This is a genomic window from Massilibacterium senegalense, assembly GCF_001375675.1.
In the GTDB taxonomy this organism is placed as follows: Bacteria; Bacillota; Bacilli; order Bacillales; family Massilibacteriaceae; genus Massilibacterium; species Massilibacterium senegalense.
Window position 1 is genome coordinate 123,127 of record NZ_LN831785.1, and the last position, 22,787, is coordinate 145,913.

At 34.1% G+C, this 22,787-nt stretch carries 18 protein-coding genes, 2 pseudogenes and 1 CRISPR repeat array; of the genes and pseudogenes, 7 read left to right on the forward strand and 13 right to left on the reverse strand.

The window, feature by feature from the left end:
• Positions 1 to 4: 4 nt before the first annotated feature.
• From BN1372_RS01375 to BN1372_RS01400, 6 genes are all read right to left on the reverse strand, one after another.
• Entirely contained in the window at positions 5 to 895 is an 891-nt protein-coding gene (locus tag BN1372_RS01375; protein WP_062197111.1) for an ABC transporter ATP-binding protein, read from the reverse strand.
• A gap of 141 nt (positions 896 to 1,036) precedes the next feature.
• Positions 1,037 to 2,209 (reverse strand): quaternary amine ABC transporter ATP-binding protein, encoded by a 1,173-nt coding sequence (locus BN1372_RS01380; RefSeq protein ID WP_062197112.1) that lies wholly within the window; start codon positions 2,207 to 2,209, stop codon positions 1,037 to 1,039.
• 30 nt (positions 2,210 to 2,239) lie between these two features.
• A complete protein-coding gene (locus BN1372_RS01385) occupies positions 2,240 to 3,094 on the reverse strand; it encodes an ABC transporter permease (RefSeq protein WP_325062674.1) in 855 nt (284 codons plus the stop codon).
• 96 nt (positions 3,095 to 3,190) lie between these two features.
• Positions 3,191 to 4,201: an ABC transporter substrate-binding protein gene (locus BN1372_RS01390; RefSeq protein ID WP_062197113.1), complete on the reverse strand. Its 1,011-nt coding sequence runs from the start codon at positions 4,199 to 4,201 to the stop codon at positions 3,191 to 3,193.
• 672 nt (positions 4,202 to 4,873) lie between these two features.
• Positions 4,874 to 8,089, reverse strand: coding sequence for a DEAD/DEAH box helicase (locus BN1372_RS01395; RefSeq protein WP_147515312.1), 3,216 nt, complete (start codon positions 8,087 to 8,089; stop codon positions 4,874 to 4,876).
• 1,422 nt (positions 8,090 to 9,511) lie between these two features.
• A protein-coding gene (locus BN1372_RS01400; RefSeq protein ID WP_147515313.1) for an IS3 family transposase occupies positions 9,512 to 10,665 on the reverse strand; the annotation gives its coding sequence in 2 pieces (ribosomal slippage) (positions 9,512 to 10,410 and positions 10,410 to 10,665; 1,155 coding nt in all).
• Between the two features lie 115 nt (positions 10,666 to 10,780).
• Between BN1372_RS01400 and mobV (BN1372_RS01410) the strand changes: the two are divergent.
• From mobV (BN1372_RS01410) to BN1372_RS15090, 3 genes and pseudogenes are all read left to right on the forward strand, one after another.
• Positions 10,781 to 11,430, forward strand: a pseudogene (gene mobV, locus BN1372_RS01410) (MobV family relaxase).
• 421 nt (positions 11,431 to 11,851) lie between these two features.
• Entirely contained in the window at positions 11,852 to 12,073 is a 222-nt protein-coding gene (locus tag BN1372_RS01415) for a hypothetical protein (RefSeq protein ID WP_147515314.1), read from the forward strand.
• 14 nt (positions 12,074 to 12,087) lie between these two features.
• Positions 12,088 to 12,246, forward strand: coding sequence for a hypothetical protein (locus tag BN1372_RS15090; protein ID WP_154662967.1), 159 nt, complete (start codon positions 12,088 to 12,090; stop codon positions 12,244 to 12,246).
• Between the two features lie 220 nt (positions 12,247 to 12,466).
• Here the strand turns inward: BN1372_RS15090 and BN1372_RS01420 are convergent, their stop codons facing one another.
• The gene (locus tag BN1372_RS01420; protein WP_147515315.1) at positions 12,467 to 12,796 is read right to left on the reverse strand and encodes a hypothetical protein; all 330 of its coding nucleotides are present in this window, start codon (positions 12,794 to 12,796) and stop codon (positions 12,467 to 12,469) included.
• 47 nt (positions 12,797 to 12,843) lie between these two features.
• Entirely contained in the window at positions 12,844 to 13,506 is a 663-nt protein-coding gene (gene mobV, locus BN1372_RS14450; protein ID WP_082418906.1) for a MobV family relaxase, read from the reverse strand.
• A gap of 60 nt (positions 13,507 to 13,566) precedes the next feature.
• Positions 13,567 to 14,903: a CRISPR direct-repeat array (repeat unit 30 nt; unit sequence GTTTAAATACATCTAATGTTAATGTTCAAC).
• Positions 14,904 to 15,315: 412 nt separating this feature from the next.
• On the opposite strand from mobV (BN1372_RS14450), the gene BN1372_RS01430 reads away from it, so the two are divergent.
• A complete protein-coding gene (locus tag BN1372_RS01430; protein ID WP_062197118.1) occupies positions 15,316 to 16,872 on the forward strand; it encodes an ABC-F family ATP-binding cassette domain-containing protein in 1,557 nt (518 codons plus the stop codon).
• A gap of 94 nt (positions 16,873 to 16,966) precedes the next feature.
• On the opposite strand, the gene BN1372_RS01435 is transcribed toward BN1372_RS01430, so the two are convergent.
• Together BN1372_RS01435 and BN1372_RS01440 are read right to left on the reverse strand one after the other, a co-directional pair.
• Positions 16,967 to 17,476: a hypothetical protein gene (locus tag BN1372_RS01435; protein WP_062197119.1), complete on the reverse strand. Its 510-nt coding sequence runs from the start codon at positions 17,474 to 17,476 to the stop codon at positions 16,967 to 16,969.
• A gap of 385 nt (positions 17,477 to 17,861) precedes the next feature.
• A complete protein-coding gene (locus BN1372_RS01440) occupies positions 17,862 to 19,010 on the reverse strand; it encodes an MFS transporter (RefSeq protein WP_062197120.1) in 1,149 nt (382 codons plus the stop codon).
• A 170-nt stretch (positions 19,011 to 19,180) separates the two neighbouring features.
• On the opposite strand from BN1372_RS01440, the gene BN1372_RS01445 reads away from it, so the two are divergent.
• Entirely contained in the window at positions 19,181 to 19,363 is a 183-nt protein-coding gene (locus BN1372_RS01445) for a hypothetical protein (protein ID WP_062197121.1), read from the forward strand.
• 102 nt (positions 19,364 to 19,465) lie between these two features.
• The gene (locus tag BN1372_RS01450) at positions 19,466 to 20,221 is read left to right on the forward strand and encodes a pirin family protein (RefSeq protein ID WP_062197122.1); all 756 of its coding nucleotides are present in this window, start codon (positions 19,466 to 19,468) and stop codon (positions 20,219 to 20,221) included.
• 37 nt (positions 20,222 to 20,258) lie between these two features.
• On the opposite strand, the gene BN1372_RS01455 is transcribed toward BN1372_RS01450, so the two are convergent.
• Together BN1372_RS01455 and BN1372_RS01460 are read right to left on the reverse strand one after the other, a co-directional pair.
• Positions 20,259 to 20,645: a hypothetical protein gene (locus tag BN1372_RS01455; RefSeq protein WP_062197123.1), complete on the reverse strand. Its 387-nt coding sequence runs from the start codon at positions 20,643 to 20,645 to the stop codon at positions 20,259 to 20,261.
• A gap of 17 nt (positions 20,646 to 20,662) precedes the next feature.
• A pseudogene (locus BN1372_RS01460) lies at positions 20,663 to 21,372 on the reverse strand (DUF6904 family protein).
• Between the two features lie 372 nt (positions 21,373 to 21,744).
• On the opposite strand from BN1372_RS01460, the gene BN1372_RS15095 reads away from it, so the two are divergent.
• The gene (locus BN1372_RS15095; RefSeq protein ID WP_154662968.1) at positions 21,745 to 21,915 is read left to right on the forward strand and encodes a hypothetical protein; all 171 of its coding nucleotides are present in this window, start codon (positions 21,745 to 21,747) and stop codon (positions 21,913 to 21,915) included.
• 113 nt (positions 21,916 to 22,028) lie between these two features.
• Here BN1372_RS15095 and BN1372_RS01465 read toward each other — a convergent pair whose 3' ends face one another.
• Complete coding sequence (locus BN1372_RS01465) at positions 22,029 to 22,787, reverse strand: ABC transporter ATP-binding protein (protein ID WP_062197125.1); 759 nt, start codon at positions 22,785 to 22,787, stop codon at positions 22,029 to 22,031.

Sequence of the window (22,787 nt, forward strand, 5' to 3'; positions counted from 1 at the left end):
TCTGCTATACATCCTCCTTCGACATAACGGTCTCAAATACTTCTTCTAACGAACAATCGGAAATAAGCAAATGATAAAATGGTACATTTCGTTCAAACATATATTTTATAAGCATATCAGCATTCATCGTTTGGATATGAAATCGCTCATTTTGTACTGTCACACTCTTTACAAACGGTAATCGGTTCCATTCCCTTATTTTCTCTCGTTGTTCAGAAAAAAAGGATACCGTTTGATAAGACATAATCTCTTTTAACTTTTTAGGATGAGCATCTGCAACGACTTTTCCTTTATTCATTAAAAGAATCCGTTCTGCAAATTGATCAGCTTCTTCTAAATAATGAGTGGTAAATACTATCGTTGTTCCTTTTGCCGCAATCTTTTGCATCGCTTGCCAAAAATATTTTCGTGACATGGAGTCCATTCCTACAGTCGGTTCATCTAAAAAGACGAATGATGGATTCCCAGCAAGCGCCAAGGCAAAGTTTAACCGTCGCATCTGTCCTCCAGATAACGTCGTTGCTATTTTTTTACGTTCGCTTTCAAGGTTACTAATAACGAGCAATTCTTCTACTGAATAAGGGTATTCATAGTAGGAACAAAACATGCGAATGATTTCCTCTACTTGTAATTCATCTACCACTGTTACTTCTTGTAACATCACTCCAGTTTTTTGGCGCACTTTTCTATGACCAGGTCGTTCTCCGAAAATGGTAATCGTCCCGCTTGTCGGAGAAAGCAATCCTAGTATCATTAAAATCATCGTTGTTTTTCCCGCACCATTTGGCCCTAATAATGCCACAATCTCTCCTTCTCCAATCGAAAAAGAAACATCGTTCACCACTGTTTTTTGGGCGAACGTCTTTGTTATATTAGTTAACTCTAAAATCGCCATGTTTTTCTCTCCTTTATTGTTGTTATTACAACTATATAAGGAAAGGAAAAGAATGGATAGAAACGTATGTCATCAATAAAAGTGACAAACGTCATATTAAAAAACAAAAAACCATATTATCCATAGATAATATGGTTCCTATTAGATTAATCCTGATAATACAGACACCCGAACGACTAATCCAACTAGTTGTTCGTTTTCATCTATAATTGCAATCGGATATTTCGTTTCCGTTGCTTGCGGAATTAACTCTTGAATAAACGTATCTGGCGTTGCTGTTTCAAAATCTTGCTGTAAAATATCCTGTATCTTCTTCCCGCTCTTTACCGCTTGGATTGCCGCATCAATCGTTAAAATTCCATGCAACTTTCGTTCGGAATCGACGACATAAATACTAGAAATACCTTGGTCTCTCATTTTATTGATGACTAAGCGTAACCCGTCTTTCATATATGCGACAGGGTCTGGTTTCATCATAATATGTTTTGCTTGCAATACTTTAGAACGGTCAATATCCTTTACAAAGTCTTCGATATATTCATTCACTGGATTTTCTAAAATCTCTTCTGGTGTGCCAATTTGAACAATTTTCCCGTCTTTCATCACAGCAACACGATCCCCCAGTTTAAACGCTTCATTGACGTCATGGGTAATAAAAATAATCGTTTTCTTTAATTTCAATTGAATCTCCAATAATTCTACGTGCATTTCACGACGAATAAGTGGGTCCAGTGCGCTAAACGGTTCGTCCATCAATAAAATGTCAGGGTCATTTGCAAGTGCGCGAGCAATACCTACACGTTGCTTCATTCCACCCGATAATTGATCAGGCATTTGCTGTTCAAATCCTTCTAGTCCAACTGTTTCAATATATTCCATCGCAATTTTTTCTCGTTCTTCTTTCGGTACTCCTTTAATCTCAAGCCCGTACGCCACATTTTCCAGTACCGTTCGGTGAGAAAAAATACCGAAATGTTGGAACACCATCGCAATTTTATTTTTGCGAAATGCTTGTAATTCTTTTTTACTGTATTTCGTAATGTCTTCTCCATCCATAATAATTTCACCAGCAGTCGGTTTATTTAATAAATTTAAACAGCGAATTAACGTTGATTTTCCGCTTCCTGATAACCCCATAACAACGAAAATCTCACCATCTTTTACATCAAAATTCGCATCGTAAATCCCAACCGTATGTCCAGTTTTCTCCAAAATTTCTTTTTTTGAAACACCCTGTTCTACTTTTTTTATGATGGACTTAGGATGCTTCCCAAATATTTTAGTTAAATGGTTTACCTTTACTTTCACTGTCATAATGTGTGATGTGTCTCCTTTCCATTATCGTTACGCATTTTTCCGTTTTGATTGTGATTTATCTACAATACCTTGAGAGATGCGGTCCATTATAATGGCTAAAAAGACAATCGCAATACCCGCTTCAAAACCTGTTGCGATATCAATCCGGTTAATCGATTGCAACACTTCGTATCCAAGCCCTTTCGCCCCAACCATCGAAGCCACTACTACCATCGATAACGCCATCATCGTCGTTTGGTTAATTCCTGTCATGATTGTTGGCACAGCTTGTGGTAACTGTACATTTTTTAACACTTGCCATGTCGATGAACCAAAAGATTGCGCTGCTTCTACCATGTCTTTTGATACTTCTTGAATAGCTAAGTTCGTTAAACGAGTAACAGGTGGAATCGCATAAATAATGGTTGCAAACACAGCTGGCACTTTCCCTAATCCAAAAAACATCATTGCAGGAATTAAGTAAACGAAACTCGGTAATGTTTGCATCGCATCTAAAATAGGACGCATAATCGCTTCAAATCGTTTACTGTAGGCCATTAAAATACCCGTTGGCACACCAATAATAATGGAAATGACGACCGAAACAATGACAATCGTTAAGGTGTACATCATTAAGTCCCAATAGCCAAACGTACCAATAATAAACAATAAAAATGCATATAAAATGCCTGACGTTACACTTTTATAACGTGCTCCTAAGAAAAAAATAAGTAGCAAAAAAGCCCACCAAGGAATCCACATTAATACATTCTCAATAATTGTCATAATCCACAAAATATTATCTGAAAAAGAATCAAGTCCACTTTGAAAGTTTGTCGTAAACCAACGTGTAATTTGATCGACATACTTTCCTAAATCCCACCGTATATCCGGAAAATTCATCATAAGCATCTCGTTGCATCGCTTACACCTGCAACTGTTCATTCACTCCTATCATTCTAGTTTAGAAGGGGTAATAGTTGGACATATGTCCAGCTATTACTTTGCTAATTTTTCTTTCACTTTCGCTGCAACCTCTTCTGAAACCCATTTTGTCCATACATCTTCCTGTTCTCTTAAGAAAAATTGGGCTGCTTCATCTGGAGAAGCGTCATTTTTTTGCATATATGCTAACGCTTCATTCGCAATATCTGTTGTTGTATGATATTTTCCCAAAAATGCCGTCACTTCTGGATTGTTTTCTTTCGTTTCTTTATTCATCGCAATCGTTACTTTTACCGGTGGAAATGCTGTTTTGTATCCGTCTTCCCACTCTTTTTTATTGTAAGCAGGTTCTTCTAGTAACGTCATATCATATTTTCCCATGATCCAAGTTGGCTCCCAGTAGTACCCAACCCAAGGCTCTCCTTTTTCATACGCACTAACGAGTGAGCTAGACAAAGCAGAATCAGAACCAGGACGGAAAATATTATATGTTTTATCTAAGCCGTACGTTTCAATTTTTTCTGTTAAAATGCTTTCTACTGCCCATCCAGGAATCGCACCAACAATACGGCCTTTCTTGTCATCTTCTGGGTCTTGAAATAGTTCAGGATATTTTTCTAAATCTTGTACTGTTTTTAAATCAGGGGCCATTGCTTCAATTCCACGTTCTTTATCCCCTTCAATGACATAAGTAGGTACGTATAATCCTTGTTTATTATCTTCAAAGTTAGTTCCTACTTCGACCACTTTCCCGCTATCTAATGCAGGTTGATAAGAATCAACCACATTGTCTGTCCATACTTCCATTAGGACGTCCATATCACCTGTTTGTAATCCTTGCATAGATGCAGGTGTAGAACCAGTCATTATATCTGTTTTATATCCATAGCCGTTTTCTAAAATAAATTGTGCAACACTATTATGAAACTTTAAGCTGTCCCATCCTGCATCCGCAAAAACAATTGTTTTCTTTCCTTTTTTCGCATCGTTTGAACCACATGCTGCTAGACTAAATGTTAAGACTAGAGCAAACAAAACGATGACACTTTTTCTCCACTTGTTCATCGAAAAAGCTCCTCCTTTAAATTGGTTGTATACCTTTTTTGCATAACAAATAAGCGGGACGTTTATCCGCCATTTTTTACAGGTGTGGAAATATCTCATAAACAAACGTATTTTTAAATGGAAAAGTTGTACCTGTTAGCAGAAAATAGATAGGTGATCATGATCGATCAATGAGAGTAAAATAGAAGTTCATTTGAAAGGTTAACACGGTTGGTTGTAACAGTAGCGGAATGGAGGTATAGTTTGTTCACATCATTCATCTTCAAAAATGGGATTAACCTTTACATGTTTGGTACCTTCCCAATTTTCTCGATACGTTTATTTATCTTACCTTTAAAGAGTAATTTCCAACCATTATTTTATTACGATAACTATACACATGAAGTCCCTACTCTATTACTCTATCGTGACTAAATCAAAAAAACAAGTAATGCACTTTAAAATACTAGGATTTAACATGAATAAATAGGTTTTTATTGGATATTATCTATTTCTTTTGTATCACTTTTGTGTATTTTATTAGGAAAATAAGGAACTAAAAGTATTTTAACTATTTCTTTATACTTATTTTTATTCCTCTATTTCTTCTTGCTTTTACTTTTTAAAAAATCAACCTTCTGTGTACATAAAAAAGTTCCTATATCATCAAATAATATAGGAACTTTTTTATTATTATAATGTTAAATCTAACAGTTCAAGCATTTCTTTTTCTGTTAATGATGTGACCATTTCTTCCCCTGGTGCAATCACTTTTTCAATCAATGCTTTTTTACTTTGCTGTAATTCATAAATTTTTTCTTCAATCGTACCAGAAGCAATTAATCGAATGACTTGAACGACATTTTTTTGTCCCATTCGATGCGCACGTCCGGCTGCTTGCTCTTCGGATGCTGGATTCCACCATAAATCATATAAAATAACCGTATCAGCACCGGTTAAATTCAGTCCCGTTCCACCTGCTTTTAACGAAATTAAAAAGATTTCTTTTTCTCCCGCATTAAAACGAGTCGCCATTTCCACTCTCTCTCTTGATTTCGTTTGACCATCTAAATAAAAATACGAGATATTTTCTTTCTCTAACGTTTCTCGAATAACTTGAAGCATGCTCGTAAACTGAGAAAAAACAAGCAATCTTTTTCCATTTTCTATCGCTTGTTTACTAAGTTCCATTAATTGTTCAAGCTTACCAGACTCGCCCTCAAAATTTTCAACGAACAACGATGGATGACAACATAATTGACGTAGTCTCGTTAACCCAGCTAAAATTTGCATTCGACTTTTTTGAAATCCTTGTGCTTGTAAAGAGGCTTTTGTTTCACCTTGAATTTTTTCTAAATATGCCATATAGATTTTCTTTTGTTCTTTCGTTAATTCCGAATAATAAATCGTTTCAATTTTTTCTGGAAGCTCTTTTAATACGTCTTGTTTTAATCTTCTTAATAAAAATGGTCGAATCATCCGCGCTATTTTTTCATGATCTAATTGACGAAATGTCGATAAATCAGGGAAAAATCCAGGTAATATTGCCCGGAAAATAGACCATAATTCGTCAAGTGTATTTTCAATCGGTGTACCACTTAAAGCGAAACGTCGCGCTGCTTTCACCGTATAAATGGTTTTTGCTGTTTTAGAACGACTGTTTTTGATTGCTTGCGCTTCATCTAATATAAGATTAGAAAATTCGTAGGACTGATACATTTCCTCATCTTGTCGTAACGTTGGATAAGAAGTAATCCATACATCTACTTCTTTTGCATCCTCCATCATCTGTTTTCGTTCAGTCGGTGTACCAAAAATGACATACACACGTAATGATGGGGCAAATTTTTTCAATTCTTCGTACCAGTTATAAATAAGAGAAGCTGGACAAACAACGAGAGCAGGATTGGTTAAATGGCCTTCTTCTTTTTCAGACAATAAATAAGAAATACTTTGTAACGTTTTCCCAAGACCCATGTCATCTGCTAGAATCCCGCCTAGCCGGTAATACCCAAGCATTTTTAACCATTGAAAGCCTTCTTTTTGATAATCGCGCAAATCCGCTTGCAATGTTTTTGGATACAGAAAATCAAGCTGTTCGCTATTTTTTAATGCATATAGAAATTCACGAAAATCTCGACTGTATCGAAGATTTTCGACTTCTCCGAGTGCTTGTTCTACTTGATGCGCCCGGTACATTGGAATGTGCCATCTTTCATCAAAGTCACTAGGCTTCACACCTACTTCTTCCATCAGACGACCCACTTGTTGCATCGATTCATTTTCTAATGATACAAAAACACCGCTTGGTAAACGATAATATTTTTTCTTTTCTTGAATCGAGGCTAAAATCTCTTGAATTTGCGTTTCTTCAATTCCTTCTAGCTCAAACGACACTTCTAACCAGTCATGTTCACTAGAAAGTGCTACTTCCGTTTTCATACTAACTAATTCATCATCCATCCATTGATTAATATGTTCCGTTGTATAAATATCAACGACTTTTTCTAATTGTGGAATGACATGATAAAAAAATTCATACATCGCATCTTCTGAATCTAAAAATAACGAATGCCCATTAAACTTTAATGGCGATTGTTCGATTATATTCATAATTTCTCGTTCTTTTTCCCCGTCTCGAAGTAAAATAGGTCCATCCTTTTTTTCTTGTTCTGCAAAAGGCTGGATAATCGTATCACCATAATGAAATTCCACATGGACGGACACTTGTTCATCTGTTTGATCAATCCACATTTTTGGTTTTAATGGATGTTGGACGATATTTTCTTTAATATCTTTATCAATGTGTACATCTCCAAGCTTTTCAAGAACAGGAAACACATCTGTTAAAAACCCTTCTACTTGTTGTTTTGGAATAATCACTTGCGCTTGTCTCATCCGTTCCATAAAGTCCGTTAACTCACGAATTAACAATTGCTGTTCTTTTGATAGTACAATTAATTTATCTTCATAAAACAACCATCCGTACCATTCAAAATAATAAGATTTTTGAAATTCCCGAAAATCTAGGGAAAAGTCTTGATCCTGTTTGCTTAATAAAAAGGAAATCGGTAATTCATACCGTACAATTTGTAATGGACGGAACGTTATTTGATTCACCGTTACAGGGTACCCATTTTTCTCTATTAATTCGAGAATTTTTTCTGCATAAAATGGTGGAATGACTAATGCACGACTTTCTGGTGTTCTCGTATAAGATTGATAGTACATCATTTTATACAAATCATTATTTTTTACAATTTCCTGCAAAATGTGAACCATTTCTTGATCTTCCGGAGAAAAAACGTGCTCTTGTGGAGAATAAATAAAGTTTTTACCGAACTTATAAGACAGCCCTTCTTCTACGTGATTTAAAAATTCATTCATCTTTTTGACGACGTATGTTCGTTTTGGGCCTACTTTCATTTCTACTTCTAATTGATCATTATATGAATTAAACGAAAAAAGAAACTCTGTCTGTAGAACTAATTGTTGTTCACTCTTTTTTTGTTCCTCGGAAGATAAAATGCTAGAAAAAGTTTGCAATAATTGATTGGCAGATTCATATCGCCCCATCCCCCGACCACCAATAGACAACCGTCGATCGGATAATTCTAGTAACACCGCTACCACATGCTTGCATTCCCCATTTTCTGCAAATGCTTGGCAACTACATTCGTTATGAGTATACGGGTGGTTTACATCAATCACCACTTCATATGTGTACGTTCCTTCTACATATGCATTAATGGCTCGTTGCCGCTCGTTATACCAAAAAGAACTCACTCGTTGTTGGACATAATATTGATATCCTCGCATAAACGTTACTGTCTTAAAATTGTTTTGGATGATTTCTTTTACAATCTGCATACTTTTTCCTTTCCTCGTTCGATAATAATATTCTTCCATCCATTAATCCGCTGCTAATGGAACTATTCTATCTTTCATCTTTCACACTTTTCTTCTATTTTAGACAACCATACATTGTCTTTTCCGATTAATCATTGTAATACACGTACAGCAGCATCGTGACTTTCCACACCGCCATAGAAGAACAATAGACCTAACTCCTGTCTCTCAAATAAATCCCCCGTTGTTTTTAACACAGGACAATCCATATTCATACGTAGCAAATATACTTCATGTATGTTATTTTCTTCTAAATAAGTAAGTGAAGAGGTAGTGTCAACAAAGAAAATGGTAATAAAGACTATTGTCGAGATTAATAAATTTTATTGCTAAAATACACGAAAAAATCTTTTTCTAATCATTGACGCACCTGCTTTACCACGTGGTTGGTTCGTTCACTAATAAATCTTTTTGCATATCGATAATCAACAAACATTTTTCTATTAAACCATCTTTCCTTTTTTCAAAAGATGCGTATCCTTCATTATACCAAAAAAAATTCTTTATAGAAATTTCTCTTTTTAGTAATATGTATCAAATTGTTCTCGATTTTGTTATTACAACAATATTCCCATTACTCTATCTTTATATTTTTTCTGTATTCTAGGATTTAATTTGCATTCCTAGCCTTTTTACCCTAATACAAAGGGCTTGATTATAGATGAATTAGTTTTGACAATTCTCCTATTACTGATGAGTAACCGTATAAACTGAGAAATCTCCCTATTTCCCCACAATAGATGGACGGATTTTTTGACAAAATATTCTGACATACAAATAGACTTTTTGAATATGTGCTACCCCATTACTTCTATTTCGATCCATATAAAAGGTTATATTACTTCTCCCATTGTCCCATCAATCATACCTTGCTTCACTCTCTCACTATTACTTCGGTGCCTTCTCACGCCAATGATTCTCTCTTTTTTCATTTAAAAAGAAATATGTCTTTAGTTTGATTTTATCTCTTCTAATCCACTCGTAGATTTTAGCACAACATTTATTCTTTTGAATAAACTACTAGTTGTTAAAATATGAGTACGAAATCCTCTCGTTTTTCTAGTTCCTTTTCATCTTTCAACGTACTTTCATATGTGTTCAACCACACCTAATTCCCCTGCGTAATAAATCTCTATCTCTCGTTTCCCCCTTATACTTATACGTACTCTTTATCCATACAAAAAAATGTTAATATTCGATAAAATGGATTTTGTGATTGGATGAGAAAGTAATGAAGTTTAAATACATCTAATGTTAATGTTCAACCATCATAAACCCCTATGATGGAACCATCCGCATACTCGTTTAAATACATCTAAAATTCCCCTTGTCCAAAGATAATCCCTTTATAAATTTGATACTACGTCAAGAAAATAGACACAGATTTTTCTACCGCGCTTACGCTTGGTGGCCTTGATAAAATCAAGCTGTGAAATTTCTATACATTCGCTCAAATTCATTCGGCGTACAATACCCCAACGTTGAATGAATACGCTTTGAGTTGTAGAAGAACTCGATGTATTCGAACAACGATTTCTTCGCTTCTTCTCTTGTTTTAAATTTCGTTTGATAAACCAGTTCACGTTTAAGAATACCGTGAAAGGATTCCATACAAGCGTTGTCGTAACAGTTTCCTTTTCGGCTCATGCTACCGATCATCTGGTACTTATTTAATAGATTCTGATATTCCTTAGAGGCATATTGAACACCTCTATCGGAGTGGTGCATAACACCTTTCCCTGGATTCTGACGCTTGTAAGCCATCGTTAAAGCAGAGATCACCAATTCTTTTGTCATCGTCTTATCCATGGCCCAGCCAACGATCTTACGTGAGTATAAATCCATCACGCTCGCCAAATACAACCAGCCCTCATTGGTCGGAATATACGTGATATCCGTTACCCAAAGCTGATTTGGTTTGCTAGCTTTAAATTGTCGATCTAAGATATTTTCACTTACTGGATGTTTATGTTTTGAGTTAGTCGTAGCCTTATATTTTTTGACTGTACAAGACTTCCAATCATTCTTTGTCATAATACGTGAAACGGTTCGCTCGCTTCCTTTGACACCACGTTTATTCAGCATTTTAGCGATTTTTACACTCCCATAACGCTGGTTGAATTCTAGGTGGGTCTTTAAAATCTCTTGTGATAATTTCTCATGTTGTTTCTGTCGGTCACTTTTTGGTCGATTTAACCATTTGAAGTAACCACTTTTGGAAACTCCCAGGACTTTGCACATCTTCTCCACTCGGAATTGGGAGCTATTTGTATGAATGAATTCATACTTTACCGAGGGCTTTTCGCGAAGTAGTGCATCGCCTTTTTTAGGATTTCATTCTCCTCCTTAAGATCACGAATTTCCTTCTGTAGAGCCTTTAACTCAGCCTCTGCCGAAGAGAAAGTTTGAACTGCTTTAATCTCTGGTTGTTGACCATACTTTTTGATCCAGTTGTGTACAGTATTTTCATTTACCCCCATTTCTCTAGCCACTTGAGCTACAGACTTATGATTTTCACTGATGTACTTTACTGTTTCAATTTTAAATGTCTCATCGTATCGTTTACCTCTTGCTATACAGACACACCTCGTTATAGTTGATATATTTATTATAACAATCTGTGTCTACTTTTTAGTCTAGCATCATAAATGATACAATTAGATCAAAAGATGAAGTGCAAGTGAAATATTTATGAGTCATTCGATATTAAGAGTAGAGCGTATAAAAACAAATTCAGATGTCACAGGTATACAAAAACATGTTCAGCGTGAAACGAAAAATTACGCTAATAAAGACATAGATAAATCAAAGAGAGATTAAAAAATGGTTACACTGGTAAAAGAAAAATCAGAAGTGATGCAATAAAATTAGTTGATGGAATTATTACAAGTGACAATAAATTCTTTGATGAGCTAAACGAATTAGAACAAAAAGATTTATTTGAACATGGACTTGAATTTGTTAAACAAGAATTTGGTAAAGAAAATATCGTGTATGCGACTGTTCATCTTGATGAAAAAACTCCTCATATACACTTTGGTTTTGTTCCACTGACAGAAGATGGTCGTCTATCTGCAAAAGAAGTGATTGGAAACAAAAAGCGCTTATCATCTTTACAAGACAAATTTAACGACTACTTGAATGAGCGTGATTATAATTTGCAGCGTGGAGAGTCGTCTCTTGTGTCAAAACGTAAGCATTTAGAGACAAACGAGTTTAAAAATCAAACTAAATATCATGAAAAAGAGCTTGAATCTGTTAAAAGCGATTTAAAGCGTGAACTTGAACGTTTAAATAAAATTGAAAAGCGTCGTGAAATAAATAGAAGTATGGAAAGATAAAAAGTACTTAAAAAAGTGTTTTTTATCTTTTTTTGGAAGAAATTAGGTTGGATAAGAAGGATGCTACGACACGTTAAGATGAAGCGAAGTACATTGATTTGTATTATTACTATAAAAAATATATAAACAATAGTGAAATAATAATTGATTGAATTAAGGTAATTAAAAAAAATTTTTTCATATTAATTTTATTGGAATTAACAATGATTTTTTGTCCAATAAAATTAAAAATTAGCATTATAAGAAGTGTAAAAATAAATGTTTGTAGTTCTTCTATCATTTGAATTATCCACCCTTTTTAGAAAAAATAGTTTTAATATTTAAAATATTGTGTTACTGTTGATAATACATATTAACATAATATCCTATAAAATGGAGAAATTGAAAATGAAAAAGTTTTCTTTAAGTATTGTATTAGCTATTGTTGAAATTTTTTTCATTATTATCATTTGAGCCATTTAATTTAATCGCATCTACAGCTGAAAAAGAAGAAGTACAAGTATTAACATCTGAACAAATAAAAGAAATAAACGCAGTATTAGAAAAATTAAGAAATCAAGTAAATGATAGATTAGAACAAGTTGAAACGGATATAACTATATATGGTAATTTAAGTTTTCGGGATGAGCCTTTAACTATGTAAAGGAGTGAATAATAATGAAAATGTTAACTAATATCTTATTAATACTTTTAGTATTGATTGGTACTGGTTTACTTACAATGGGAAATAAGGTTGGAGTTATAATTAATCTTATTGCTTTGCTTTGTATGATTTTCTTTTTAAAGAAACGGAATTTAATAAAAAAAGAATCTTGATTGACACTCCCACAACACAAGCAATAATCCTATAACTATAAAAGCTAAAGTACTAACAAAAACTTATGCTTCAACTAAAATATCCGGTAGAAAAAGCGCAACTATACAAAATAATAGTTGATAAATACTGTATAACTAAAAAGAGATAACAATCTTATAAGAAATTAGATTATTAAACACAAAGCCTAAAGGCTAGGGGGGCTGCCATTAAGGCAGCCTTTTACCGTTCAAAGCCACTACCACGATTTCTATTTATTTTTTTCGTTAAATTTTGAAATTTATCATAAATATTAAGTTTTTTCATGAAATCAACTGCTTTATCTTTCCAAACATGTAAAAAGGTATTTTCTTTCTTTAATTTTTCGTTTTCATCAAAAAGCGACAAAATTCGTTCACTCTGTTTCTCATTCTTTTGATTCAAATTAATTATTATTTGTTCTTTTTCACTCAATTCTTTATGGAATTTTTGATTTACACGCATATCAACTTCTTGATTTTGTATTTTTACGAGATTATGCAGCCTTTTTATTTCTTCGTCCTTTCGTTTCATACTCCCATGTTGTTTTTTTAATAATTTGACAGCGTTTTTTTCCATTTCTATAATTTTTCCACTTGTTCCGGTTCAACTGTATGTAAAGGAGTAAGTGGTAGTTCTTTTAATTCTATTTTTGGAATGGGTGATTCCTCTTTTGCTATCACAATTGGCTGAATCGATTGTTTTTCTTCCTGGATAAATAAACGTTGTATTTTATCCCATTTTTCAAGCTCCACGTTGAATTTCATTTGGATTTCTTCTAATTCCTTTTTATGATATTCTGTTTCTTGTTTATAAACGTTCATTTCTTTGTGTTTTCGTTCTGTATCAATGGTAGTTTCCCCACGATCCATGTCATATCCTTTTTCATTTACAAAAGCATTGTATTTGTCTTGCAAGGCACTTAATTTCCTTTTGTTACCAAGGACCTCTTTTGCACTCAAACGTCCATCTTTCGTAAGAGGAACAAGACCAAAATGCATATGTGGTGTTTTCTCATCCAAATGAATCGTTGCATATAACAAATTTTCCTCTCCATACTCTTTTTTTATAAATTCAAGCGAATGTTCAAAAAATACTTTTATTTCGCTATCGCTCATATTTTCAAAGAATTTATCATTACTGGTAATGATCCCGTCCACATGGCGAATGGCATCTTGTCGTATTTTTCGTTTTCCTTTGTAGTCTTTTTCTAATCGATCTTTTATTTTTTCGTTAAAATCTATTTTTCCCTTTGTTAATGTTCAACACAACTTGTGTAGTGCCACCATCTACACTGTAAGCAAGTTTAAATACATCTAATGTTAATGTTCAACGTAAGGATAACTGGGTTTATTTGCACTTCTTTATCGAGTTTAAATACATCTAATGTTAATGTTCAACAAAGGAATCGAAATATCATTCCGAGTAAACTTCACTGTTTAAATACATCTAATGTTAATGTTCAACCTCGTTCAAACAAGACAAAGAAGGCAAGTGGCTAAAGTTTAAATACATCTAATGTTAATGTTCAACTTGGTTCACACACGTTTATCCACTTGCAGACTTTAGTTTAAATACATCTAATGTTAATGTTCAACAGCGGGATTTCCACCTGAACAACTCGATACAATCGCGTTTAAATACATCTAATGTTAATGTTCAACTTCGCACGTCACAGAAGAAGATGATCGCAAGGCAAGGTTTAAATACATCTAATGTTAATGTTCAACAAGAGATTAACAAAGAGACGAATCTCTCAAACACTGTTTAAATACATCTAATGTTAATGTTCAACGAAATTTCAGATTCCCAACCCTTTTGAATTGCGATGTTTAAATACATCTAATGTTAATGTTCAACGGAGGTGGATGCAATGGGAAGAAGGGCTGTTCCAATGTTTAAATACATCTAATGTTAATGTTCAACAATTCCACCAGCATTCGATGGCAGTCAGTCTTCAAGGTTTAAATACATCTAATGTTAATGTTCAACCGTGCCGTTTTTCAAACGTTCGCGCGACACATATTGTTTAAATACATCTAATGTTAATGTTCAACCCAAACTGTTATGCATATCCATGATGAGGTGGTGCTGTTTAAATACATCTAATGTTAATGTTCAACGAGCCGATTCCAGTCATAACTTCTGCTTTGACTGGGTTTAAATACATCTAATGTTAATGTTCAACACTTAAACAACGCTAATCCACGCCCGAATTTGATAAGTTTAAATACATCTAATGTTAATGTTCAACTGGATGGAGACTTGCTGGAAGGTGGTAAACTAGTAATGTTTAAATACATCTAATGTTAATGTTCAACTTAGAAACATCCACCGATTATTTACTAGGTTTAACGGAGTTTAAATACATCTAATGTTAATGTTCAACTTTGGTTGTTCCGATACTTCTTTTGCTTCTTCTTTTGTTTAAATACATCTAATGTTAATGTTCAACAATTCAGAGCCGAATCCAGAGCCGTTTAAATACATCTAATGTTAATGTTCAACTCCCGCACTTTTTCGGATTGCTTGTCCCACCAGTGAGTTTAAATACATCTAATGTTAATGTTCAACAAAAAACATTTAATACAAACAATTGCAGTTGACTACGGTTTAAATACATCTAATGTTAATGTTCAACCTCCGATAAATAAAGACTTCATATTTTTAGAATATCTCAAAAATATTATTATTTCAAGGTTTTTACTAATTTTCTCCAACCTAATCATTAAAAGTACATTTTTCGTATTTTTTTATAATAAACATTGATATAACAAGGTTTCAGCTTATGTTCTAATCATGTCCACTTGGAGAAAAGTAAATTGACTAAACTAATTGGAGGCAATGGGACATAATATTTTCTTTCTTATTTAAATAATAAAACCCCTATTTAAAAGTAGATAAAATATTTAATATCGTGTTAAACTTTTTCATAGATACCATCCTGTCTGCTTGCTATTGGAATTTTTATATCATGAAGATGTTTTTTTATCGTTTCATAAAAAATACGCAGAAATTTAAAATTAAATCATTTTTAAAAAAGGGGAACAACCATGAGTATTTTAACTGTCAGTCATTTAAGTCATGGCTTTGGCGATCGAACAATTTTTACAGATGTTTCTTTTCGTTTATTAAAAGGGGAACATATCGGTTTAATCGGCGCAAACGGCGAAGGTAAATCTACCTTTATGAATATTATTACGAGAAAATTACAACCTGATGAAGGAAAAATTGAATGGTCTAAAAAAGTTCGTGTTGGATATTTAGATCAACATTCCGTTTTAGAAAAAGGCATGATGATTCGGGATGTTTTAAAAGGTGCATTTCAATATTTATTTGATTTAGAACAAGAAATGAATGAAATGTATGAAAAAATGGGGGAAGCAACACCGGAACAATTAGAAGAAATGTTAGCCGATGTCGGAACGATTCAAGATTTATTAACGAATAATGATTTTTATACGATTGATGCAAAAGTGGAAGAAACTGCTCGTGGTTTGGGACTTGATGATATCGGTTTAGAACGGGACGTCCATGATTTAAGCGGTGGACAACGTACGAAAGTATTGCTAGCAAAATTGCTCCTTGAAAAACCAGATATTTTATTACTAGATGAACCGACCAACTATTTAGACGAGCAACATATCGAATGGTTAAAACGTTATTTACAAGAATACGAAAATGCCTTTATTTTAATCTCTCACGATATTCCGTTTTTAAACAGTGTCATTAATTTAATTTATCATATGGAAAATGGCGAATTAAATCGTTATGTAGGGGATTACGATGACTTTTTACGCGTGTATGAAATGAAAAAACAACAATTAGAGTCCGCCTACAAACGCCAACAACAAGAAATTGCCGAATTAAAAGATTTTGTTGCTCGTAACAAAGCGCGTGTCTCGACACGAAACATGGCAATGAGTAGACAAAAGAAACTTGATAAAATGGACGTAATTGAGCTAGCAAAAGAAAAGCCAAAACCAGTGTTTAACTTTAAAGGAGCTCGTACATCTGGAAAACTCATTTTTGAAACAAAAGATCTTGTCATTGGATATGATGAACCGTTATCCAAACCATTACAATTACGAATGGAACGTGGACAAAAAGTAGCGCTTGTTGGCGCTAACGGAATTGGAAAAACAACATTGCTACGAAGTATTTTAGGGGAAATTAAACCACTTAGCGGATTCGTCGAACGCGGCGAACATTTACACATCGGTTATTTTGAACAAGAAATAAAAACGGAAAATAACAACACGTGTATCGAAGAAATTTGGAATGAGTTCCCTAGTTTATCCCAATATGAAGTTCGCGCTGCCCTTGCAAAATGTGGATTAACAACGAAACATATCGAAAGCAAAGTATCTGTTTTGAGCGGTGGCGAAAAAGCAAAAGTCCGTTTTTGTAAACTAATCAACAACGAAACAAACGTACTCGTACTGGACGAACCAACCAACCACTTAGACGTAGATGCGAAAGATGAGTTAAAACGTGCGTTAAAGGAATATAAAGGAAGTATTTTATTTATTAGCCACGAACCAGATTTTTATCAAGACATTGCAACAGATATTTGGAATGTGGAGTCATGGACAACAAAAATATTTTAATGGAAGGCTCTGTTACATTTTAATATTGATGTCGCATAAGAACAAAGGGAAAACCATAATTGATAGGTTTTCCCTTTGTTCATACAGTATCGTTTTAGTTCAAGAAAGTTTGTTCTTTTCTATCTTTGTTATATAAATCCATTTTTTCTTTCAAACTGTCACTTTTACCTATGCCCCGCCATTCAACAATCATATAAATAGTACTTACTTCATTTAATGTAATAGGGTTTTTATTTTTATCCAAATATGGTCCACCTTCGATTGCTCCAGTTGTTTCCTCTGCAATATCAATTCTGTCACCAGATGCTGAACCAGCATGCACCACTATATCTTCACCATTAATAACGGCGTGGGTTTCGAAATGAAAAGCGTCTACAATATATTCATTTTCATTTTTCATATATAATGTTCCATTACCAGCTAGAAAGTTTTCTAGTGTTATCACAACTTCATAATCGGTTAATTTCCAAGTTTCACCTTCTCCCATCAACGATAAATAGTAATGATTTATAACTAACTTCTCATTACCGTTACATCCTGATAATAAAAGAATAAATAAGACTAAACTGAATAATGGACGGAATTTTCTTTTAGTTAGAAGCACAATGTCCTCCTTACTTTCAGACTTTCCTTATAAATATACCATATTATTCTTCTATTGAACTGTCCTGGTAGATAGTTACAAATTATTTCACAAACTGCCTTACCTATCCGTCACTTCAAATACTATTGAACATATCCATCTATGTCGCCTTTTTTCTTACTTTCTAAACTTTAGGCTCTTCTCCCTCCACAGATAAATGATTAAAAGAGAACCAATGATGACACACAAAGACTTGAATTCCGAAAGTAGATTGCCACCATCATAAATTAAACAAAAATAACTATTCACGTCATATATTGCTGGCAATATCCTACCGATCTCTTGATAAAATATTAATATTTACCTTTAACTTAATTTAAAAAGATAGCAAACAAATTTCTGTTTGCTATCTTTTTTGCTCATCTCTTTTATGTAATAACAGTAGCAACAACAATCCTACGATTCCAAACAAACCACCAATCCACGGTTCAGTCGTAACCGGTAATTGTAATAAAACCGCTCCACCAACAAGTGAACCAAGTGCAATCCCAATATTTAAAGCTGACATGTTTAAACTTAGGGCTAAATCTGCAGATTGTGGTGCAGCTTTAATTAAGTAATATTGAATCGGAGAAGATGTTCCCCAAATAGTTAAACTCCAAATGAACGAAACAAAGATAATCCATGTAAAAGAATGAAGGACAAACGGTAAACTAAATAAAGATACGATAAACAAGATTACCATCATGGCTAACGTTTTTTGAACGCCAATTCGATCCGTTAAAATACCTCCTACACTCGTTCCAATCGTTCCTGCAATTCCAAAAATAAATAAAAATAAACTTACTGTACTTGCTGTATATCCTGATGTCGTTAATAAAGGGCTAATGTACGCATATACGACATAATGACCAGATAACAATAACATTCCAAGTAACAAAATCTTCACAACGAATGGATTTTTTAATACGCTAATTCGTTCTTTCATCGGTACTTGTTCTTGAGGAGAAAGTTTCGGTAAGGTAAGTAAAATACTAATAAAACAAACGATACTTAACAGGACAATCGCGATAAACGTCGCTCGCCATCCAAAACGAATTCCAAGCATTGTCCCAATTGGCACCCCAAACACATTCGCTGCACTAAATCCAGAATACACAAAACCTAACATTTTCCCGCGCGATTTCTCCGGTACTAAACGAGCAGTAATCGTTAACGCGACAATTTCGAATACTGCAGCACTTAATGCCACGATGATTCGCGAAAGCATTAATACTGCGTAGGAAGAACTAAACGCTGCAATGAAGTTACCAAAAATAAAAATAGTGAGAGAAACAAGTAACAATCGTTTTTGCTCTATTTTTGCAGTAAACGTTAATAAAATAGGACCACCGATTGCGGCGACAAGCGCATAAACAGTAATTAATTGCCCAACGGACGATAACGATACATCCAAGTCGCGGCCGATAAGTTCTAATATTCCCGCAATAATTAACTCTACTGTTCCTACGACAAATGTACTTAACATAAGCGTAAATAAAATACTTTTTTTCATCGTTTTCTCACCCACTTTCTTTCTGACATAAAAACATCACCAAACAAAAAGGAAGTGGTGAAATGGCCATTCATATTTTACCATATTCCTACTCTTCGTTCGTCTTTTTTACAAAACGTTACTATATTATCTTTCATTTTTGTTCACCCTACGTAATGGAGGTGATATAAATGACGAAAAAAGAGAAACAAGCTAAAAAAGGAATCATTACTACAGAATTTGTCGATTTCCATTCTCCTAATTCAAATCCTGCTAACTCAGGTAATTCTGTTAATGTCCATCGCATGATAGAAGATGCAAATATTTATTTGGCAGAAAAAGAACTCGGGCAACAAAATGAAAATAACGGATAATTTTAGTCCTCCTAACATTTTAAAAATGTTAGGGGGTTTTTCTTTACTTTATTTACTTACTTTTATATAGTGAATATAAATAATATATTAGGTGGTGATAAGATGAACATTACCGTTTATCCACGTTCCATGCAAGGTGTTGGGAATTTTAACGACGGACAAATTATCGAATATAAACCAATTGCTTTTCCACGAGAAACAACAGCTATCCCACGACTTGGGCCTTTATTTTACTGGGCTTGGGCCGAAACGAAAATAACGTCTAAAATACCGCTCCATCCACACCGTGCATTTGAAATTTTATCGTATGGGTTGAAAGGGAAAGTAGAACATTATGACACCGCAGGGCATCAAACATTTATGCAAGAAGGCGATGCCCAACTAATCAAAGCGGGTTCTGGTATTTCACATAGTGAAACACTCTTTGCACCACATACAGAAATGTTTCAAATTTGGTTTGAACCGAATCTTTCTGAAACCATTACTCATCACCCATTTTATGCACAGTATAATAACGAAGACTTTCCTGTTAAACAAGAGGACGAATCAACGATTAAAACAATTATCGGGGAACATAGTTCGATTGAATTAGAAACAGATGTTCAAATGTATGATATTACGACAACTAATAGTTTTGACTATGTGTATAAAGAAAACCGTCAATTAGCGATAATGGTCATTGAAGGTAACGGGGTCATTAATGGAAATGACGTACGTGCTACTGATTTTGTCGTGATTACAGAACTAAATGAAAAAATACACTTTACAACAAATGATGCATTACGCGTTGTTGTGATTGACGTGCCAATCGAAACAGATTATCCTTTGTATCATAAAGTATATGAAGCCAATCCGTAAAATTAGATAGAATAACGTAGCCAACATTATCGTTAGGCTACGTTTTTTTCGTTTTAATATATACAATTGGTCCCAAAAATGTACATGTAAATAAAATGTATAGACCAAGACTTTGGAAAATAAGCAAGAGATTGTAATTCCCGATACCAATAACAAAATAATAAATCAGTAAAACAGTTGTCCAAATGATACTTTTTCGGAGCGCATCAGATAGATCCTTTACTTTACGAAATTTAGCAAGAAAAAATGTAACAATAAATGCAGGAAAGACGGTCAGTAGGAACTCCCTATTTAACACAAATGCATACCTTTCTGGCGTTAATTCCTGTCTTTCACCAAATGGTAATGTTACGATAAATTCACAAATAGTAACTGTCATTACCACCAAAATCCCAAATAAACTTTCTTTTATAATAGACTTCATGTACGCTGTCCACCTTATTACCATTCAATATACTCAGGGTACTCGTCATCTTTTAACCTTACTTCACTAACTAGACATTGATTGTAACGAGCAAACGTTATAATATCTTCTTTCATTTTGCCATATTCCGAAGATGGTTCTACAATATGTTTTAAGTAGGCAGACAAATGTTTCAATCTTTTTTCGGGTGAAAAAGATAAATATTTTATCGTTTTTCGATCTAAGTTTTGTGTAACATATCTTGTACACTTTAAATGTCGACTAGTCAATAAATTCATTATTGTCGCATAAGAATGAGGAGAAATAACTTCTGCAAGAGTCTCCATAATGACTGTTTGAAATTGCCGAGTTTGAGCAATCGTCTTATCGTATACCACTTTTGACGACAACATAAAGTTATCATCATTTTTAGACAATTCCTTCGCGCGAAGTAAAACAAAATCATTTAATGCCATCACCACAAACACCGCTTCCGTCCAAACTGTCGGAAAACCGTAATACACATTTTTCTCTGATATAATCATACTATGCCACTTCATCTTATCCTCATCCATATGATTATCGACTAACTCTACTTCCCGCGAAGCCATAAACGCATGTCGAATATCATACAAACACCTAACACCCGCAGCGCAACAGGATAATAGATAAAATCTTCTTCTCTTCCCTCGCCAACAACATCATGTAACGCCTCATACAATGTATATAGATCTTCATAATCACCCATCACATAAACACCTGCATGATTTGGTGTACTTTTCGCTTTTAACAAGTGACTTAAATAAAAAGCTTCTTTTTTAGTAATTAATTTTACTATCTCAAAAAGGAGTGAATGGTAAAGGTATTTTTATACTCACTATATTTCATATCAAATCAGTATACCAACGAAAAATAGGAACTTTTTTACTTAATTGTAACTTCCCTATTATGGACTCATGATAGCGTAATCCTGTGCATTTTATCTTTCTGTTTATCAATTTATTTTTGCTAATCGAGCGTGTTGATTATCTAATTTATTCCAATATAGTAGTATAAAAAAAGAGATTCCCATGTAAAGCGTAAGTACCAAACAAACATTTACGCTTAGGAGGAATCTCTCTTGAACAAGAATAACACGATACTTTGGCTGATTCGAAACTTTCTTTCTGAAGATGAACTACCAACGATTTTAGCAAAGTTCCATTTTGTTGATACAGAACGCAAATGTACAGTGTCCACATTTATCTCATACTTATTGAGTGTTTCAACAAATGAATGGAAAAGTTTATGACATGCGGCTGATGCTGGACATGCTGAAGATTAATGTCATGTTGGTAAGCAAAAGTAATCTGTTCTTCTCCTTTTAATTAGATATATCAGTAAAAATTGTAATGTTAAGCATCACTAAATTCCTATTTCTTGCATTTTTTCAGTTACTTTTTTTATCCTTTCATCAAGGCCTGCGCCACTAAATTTATTTAATTGTAGCTGACTAACAATTTTTCCATCGAACATAAACATAATACGATCAGTCCTAGCAGCAACCTTCGCATCGTGAGTTACAAGAATAACTGCTGTACCTTCTGTGTTAATTTCGGAAATGATGTCCATAATTTCCTGTGCGGTTTTTGAGTTAAGTGCGCCAGTCGGTTCGTCACCGAAGATAATTTTAGGATTGTTAATAAGTGATCGGCATATCCCTGCACGCTGAAGCTGTCCTCCCGACACCTGGGTAATATCACGATTTTCCAGTTCCGCAATACCAAACTTTTTCATAAGCGTTCTTGCTTTTTCGGTAACCTTTGTAACGTTTTTTCTGTTATCCCTCATTGAAGGAAGAATAATGTTATCGAGAATATTCAAGTTTTTGAGCAAAGTCGGCTGCTGAAAAACAAATCCCATTTTTGTTCTGCGTATGTCGGCAAGCTCCTTTTCACTAAGTGCTGATAGATCTTTGTCATCGAAAGAAACCTTTCCGCCGTCAATGCCGTCCATTCCACTCATCGCATACAACAGTGTCGATTTTCCTGATCCTGAAGGTCCCATAACTGAAACGAACTCTCCCTCATATATGTAGGCGGACACACTGTCGAGAACATTGTGCTTTTCATTGCCTACTCCGAAAGATTTCACAATATTTTCACCGATAATTATCTTCTTCAT

Coding starts and splice junctions, on each gene's coding strand:
- BN1372_RS01375 (WP_062197111.1), bottom strand. CDS start 895: ATGGCGATTTTAGAGTTAACTAATATAACAAAGACGTTCGCCCAAAAA.
- BN1372_RS01380 (WP_062197112.1), bottom strand. CDS start 2,209: ATGACAGTGAAAGTAAAGGTAAACCATTTAACTAAAATATTTGGGAAG.
- BN1372_RS01385 (WP_325062674.1), bottom strand. CDS start 3,094: ATGAATTTTCCGGATATACGGTGGGATTTAGGAAAGTATGTCGATCAA.
- BN1372_RS01390 (WP_062197113.1), bottom strand. CDS start 4,201: ATGAACAAGTGGAGAAAAAGTGTCATCGTTTTGTTTGCTCTAGTCTTA.
- BN1372_RS01395 (WP_147515312.1), bottom strand. CDS start 8,089: ATGGAAGAATATTATTATCGAACGAGGAAAGGAAAAAGTATGCAGATT.
- BN1372_RS15090 (WP_154662967.1), top strand. CDS start 12,088: ATGAAAATGTTAACTAATATCTTATTAATACTTTTAGTATTGATTGGT.
- BN1372_RS01420 (WP_147515315.1), bottom strand. CDS start 12,796: ATGAAACGAAAGGACGAAGAAATAAAAAGGCTGCATAATCTCGTAAAA.
- BN1372_RS01430 (WP_062197118.1), top strand. CDS start 15,316: ATGAGTATTTTAACTGTCAGTCATTTAAGTCATGGCTTTGGCGATCGA.
- BN1372_RS01440 (WP_062197120.1), bottom strand. CDS start 19,010: ATGAAAAAAAGTATTTTATTTACGCTTATGTTAAGTACATTTGTCGTA.
- BN1372_RS01445 (WP_062197121.1), top strand. CDS start 19,181: ATGACGAAAAAAGAGAAACAAGCTAAAAAAGGAATCATTACTACAGAA.
- BN1372_RS01450 (WP_062197122.1), top strand. CDS start 19,466: ATGAACATTACCGTTTATCCACGTTCCATGCAAGGTGTTGGGAATTTT.
- BN1372_RS01455 (WP_062197123.1), bottom strand. CDS start 20,645: ATGAAGTCTATTATAAAAGAAAGTTTATTTGGGATTTTGGTGGTAATG.
- BN1372_RS01465 (WP_062197125.1), bottom strand. CDS start 22,787: ATGAAGAAGATAATTATCGGTGAAAATATTGTGAAATCTTTCGGAGTA.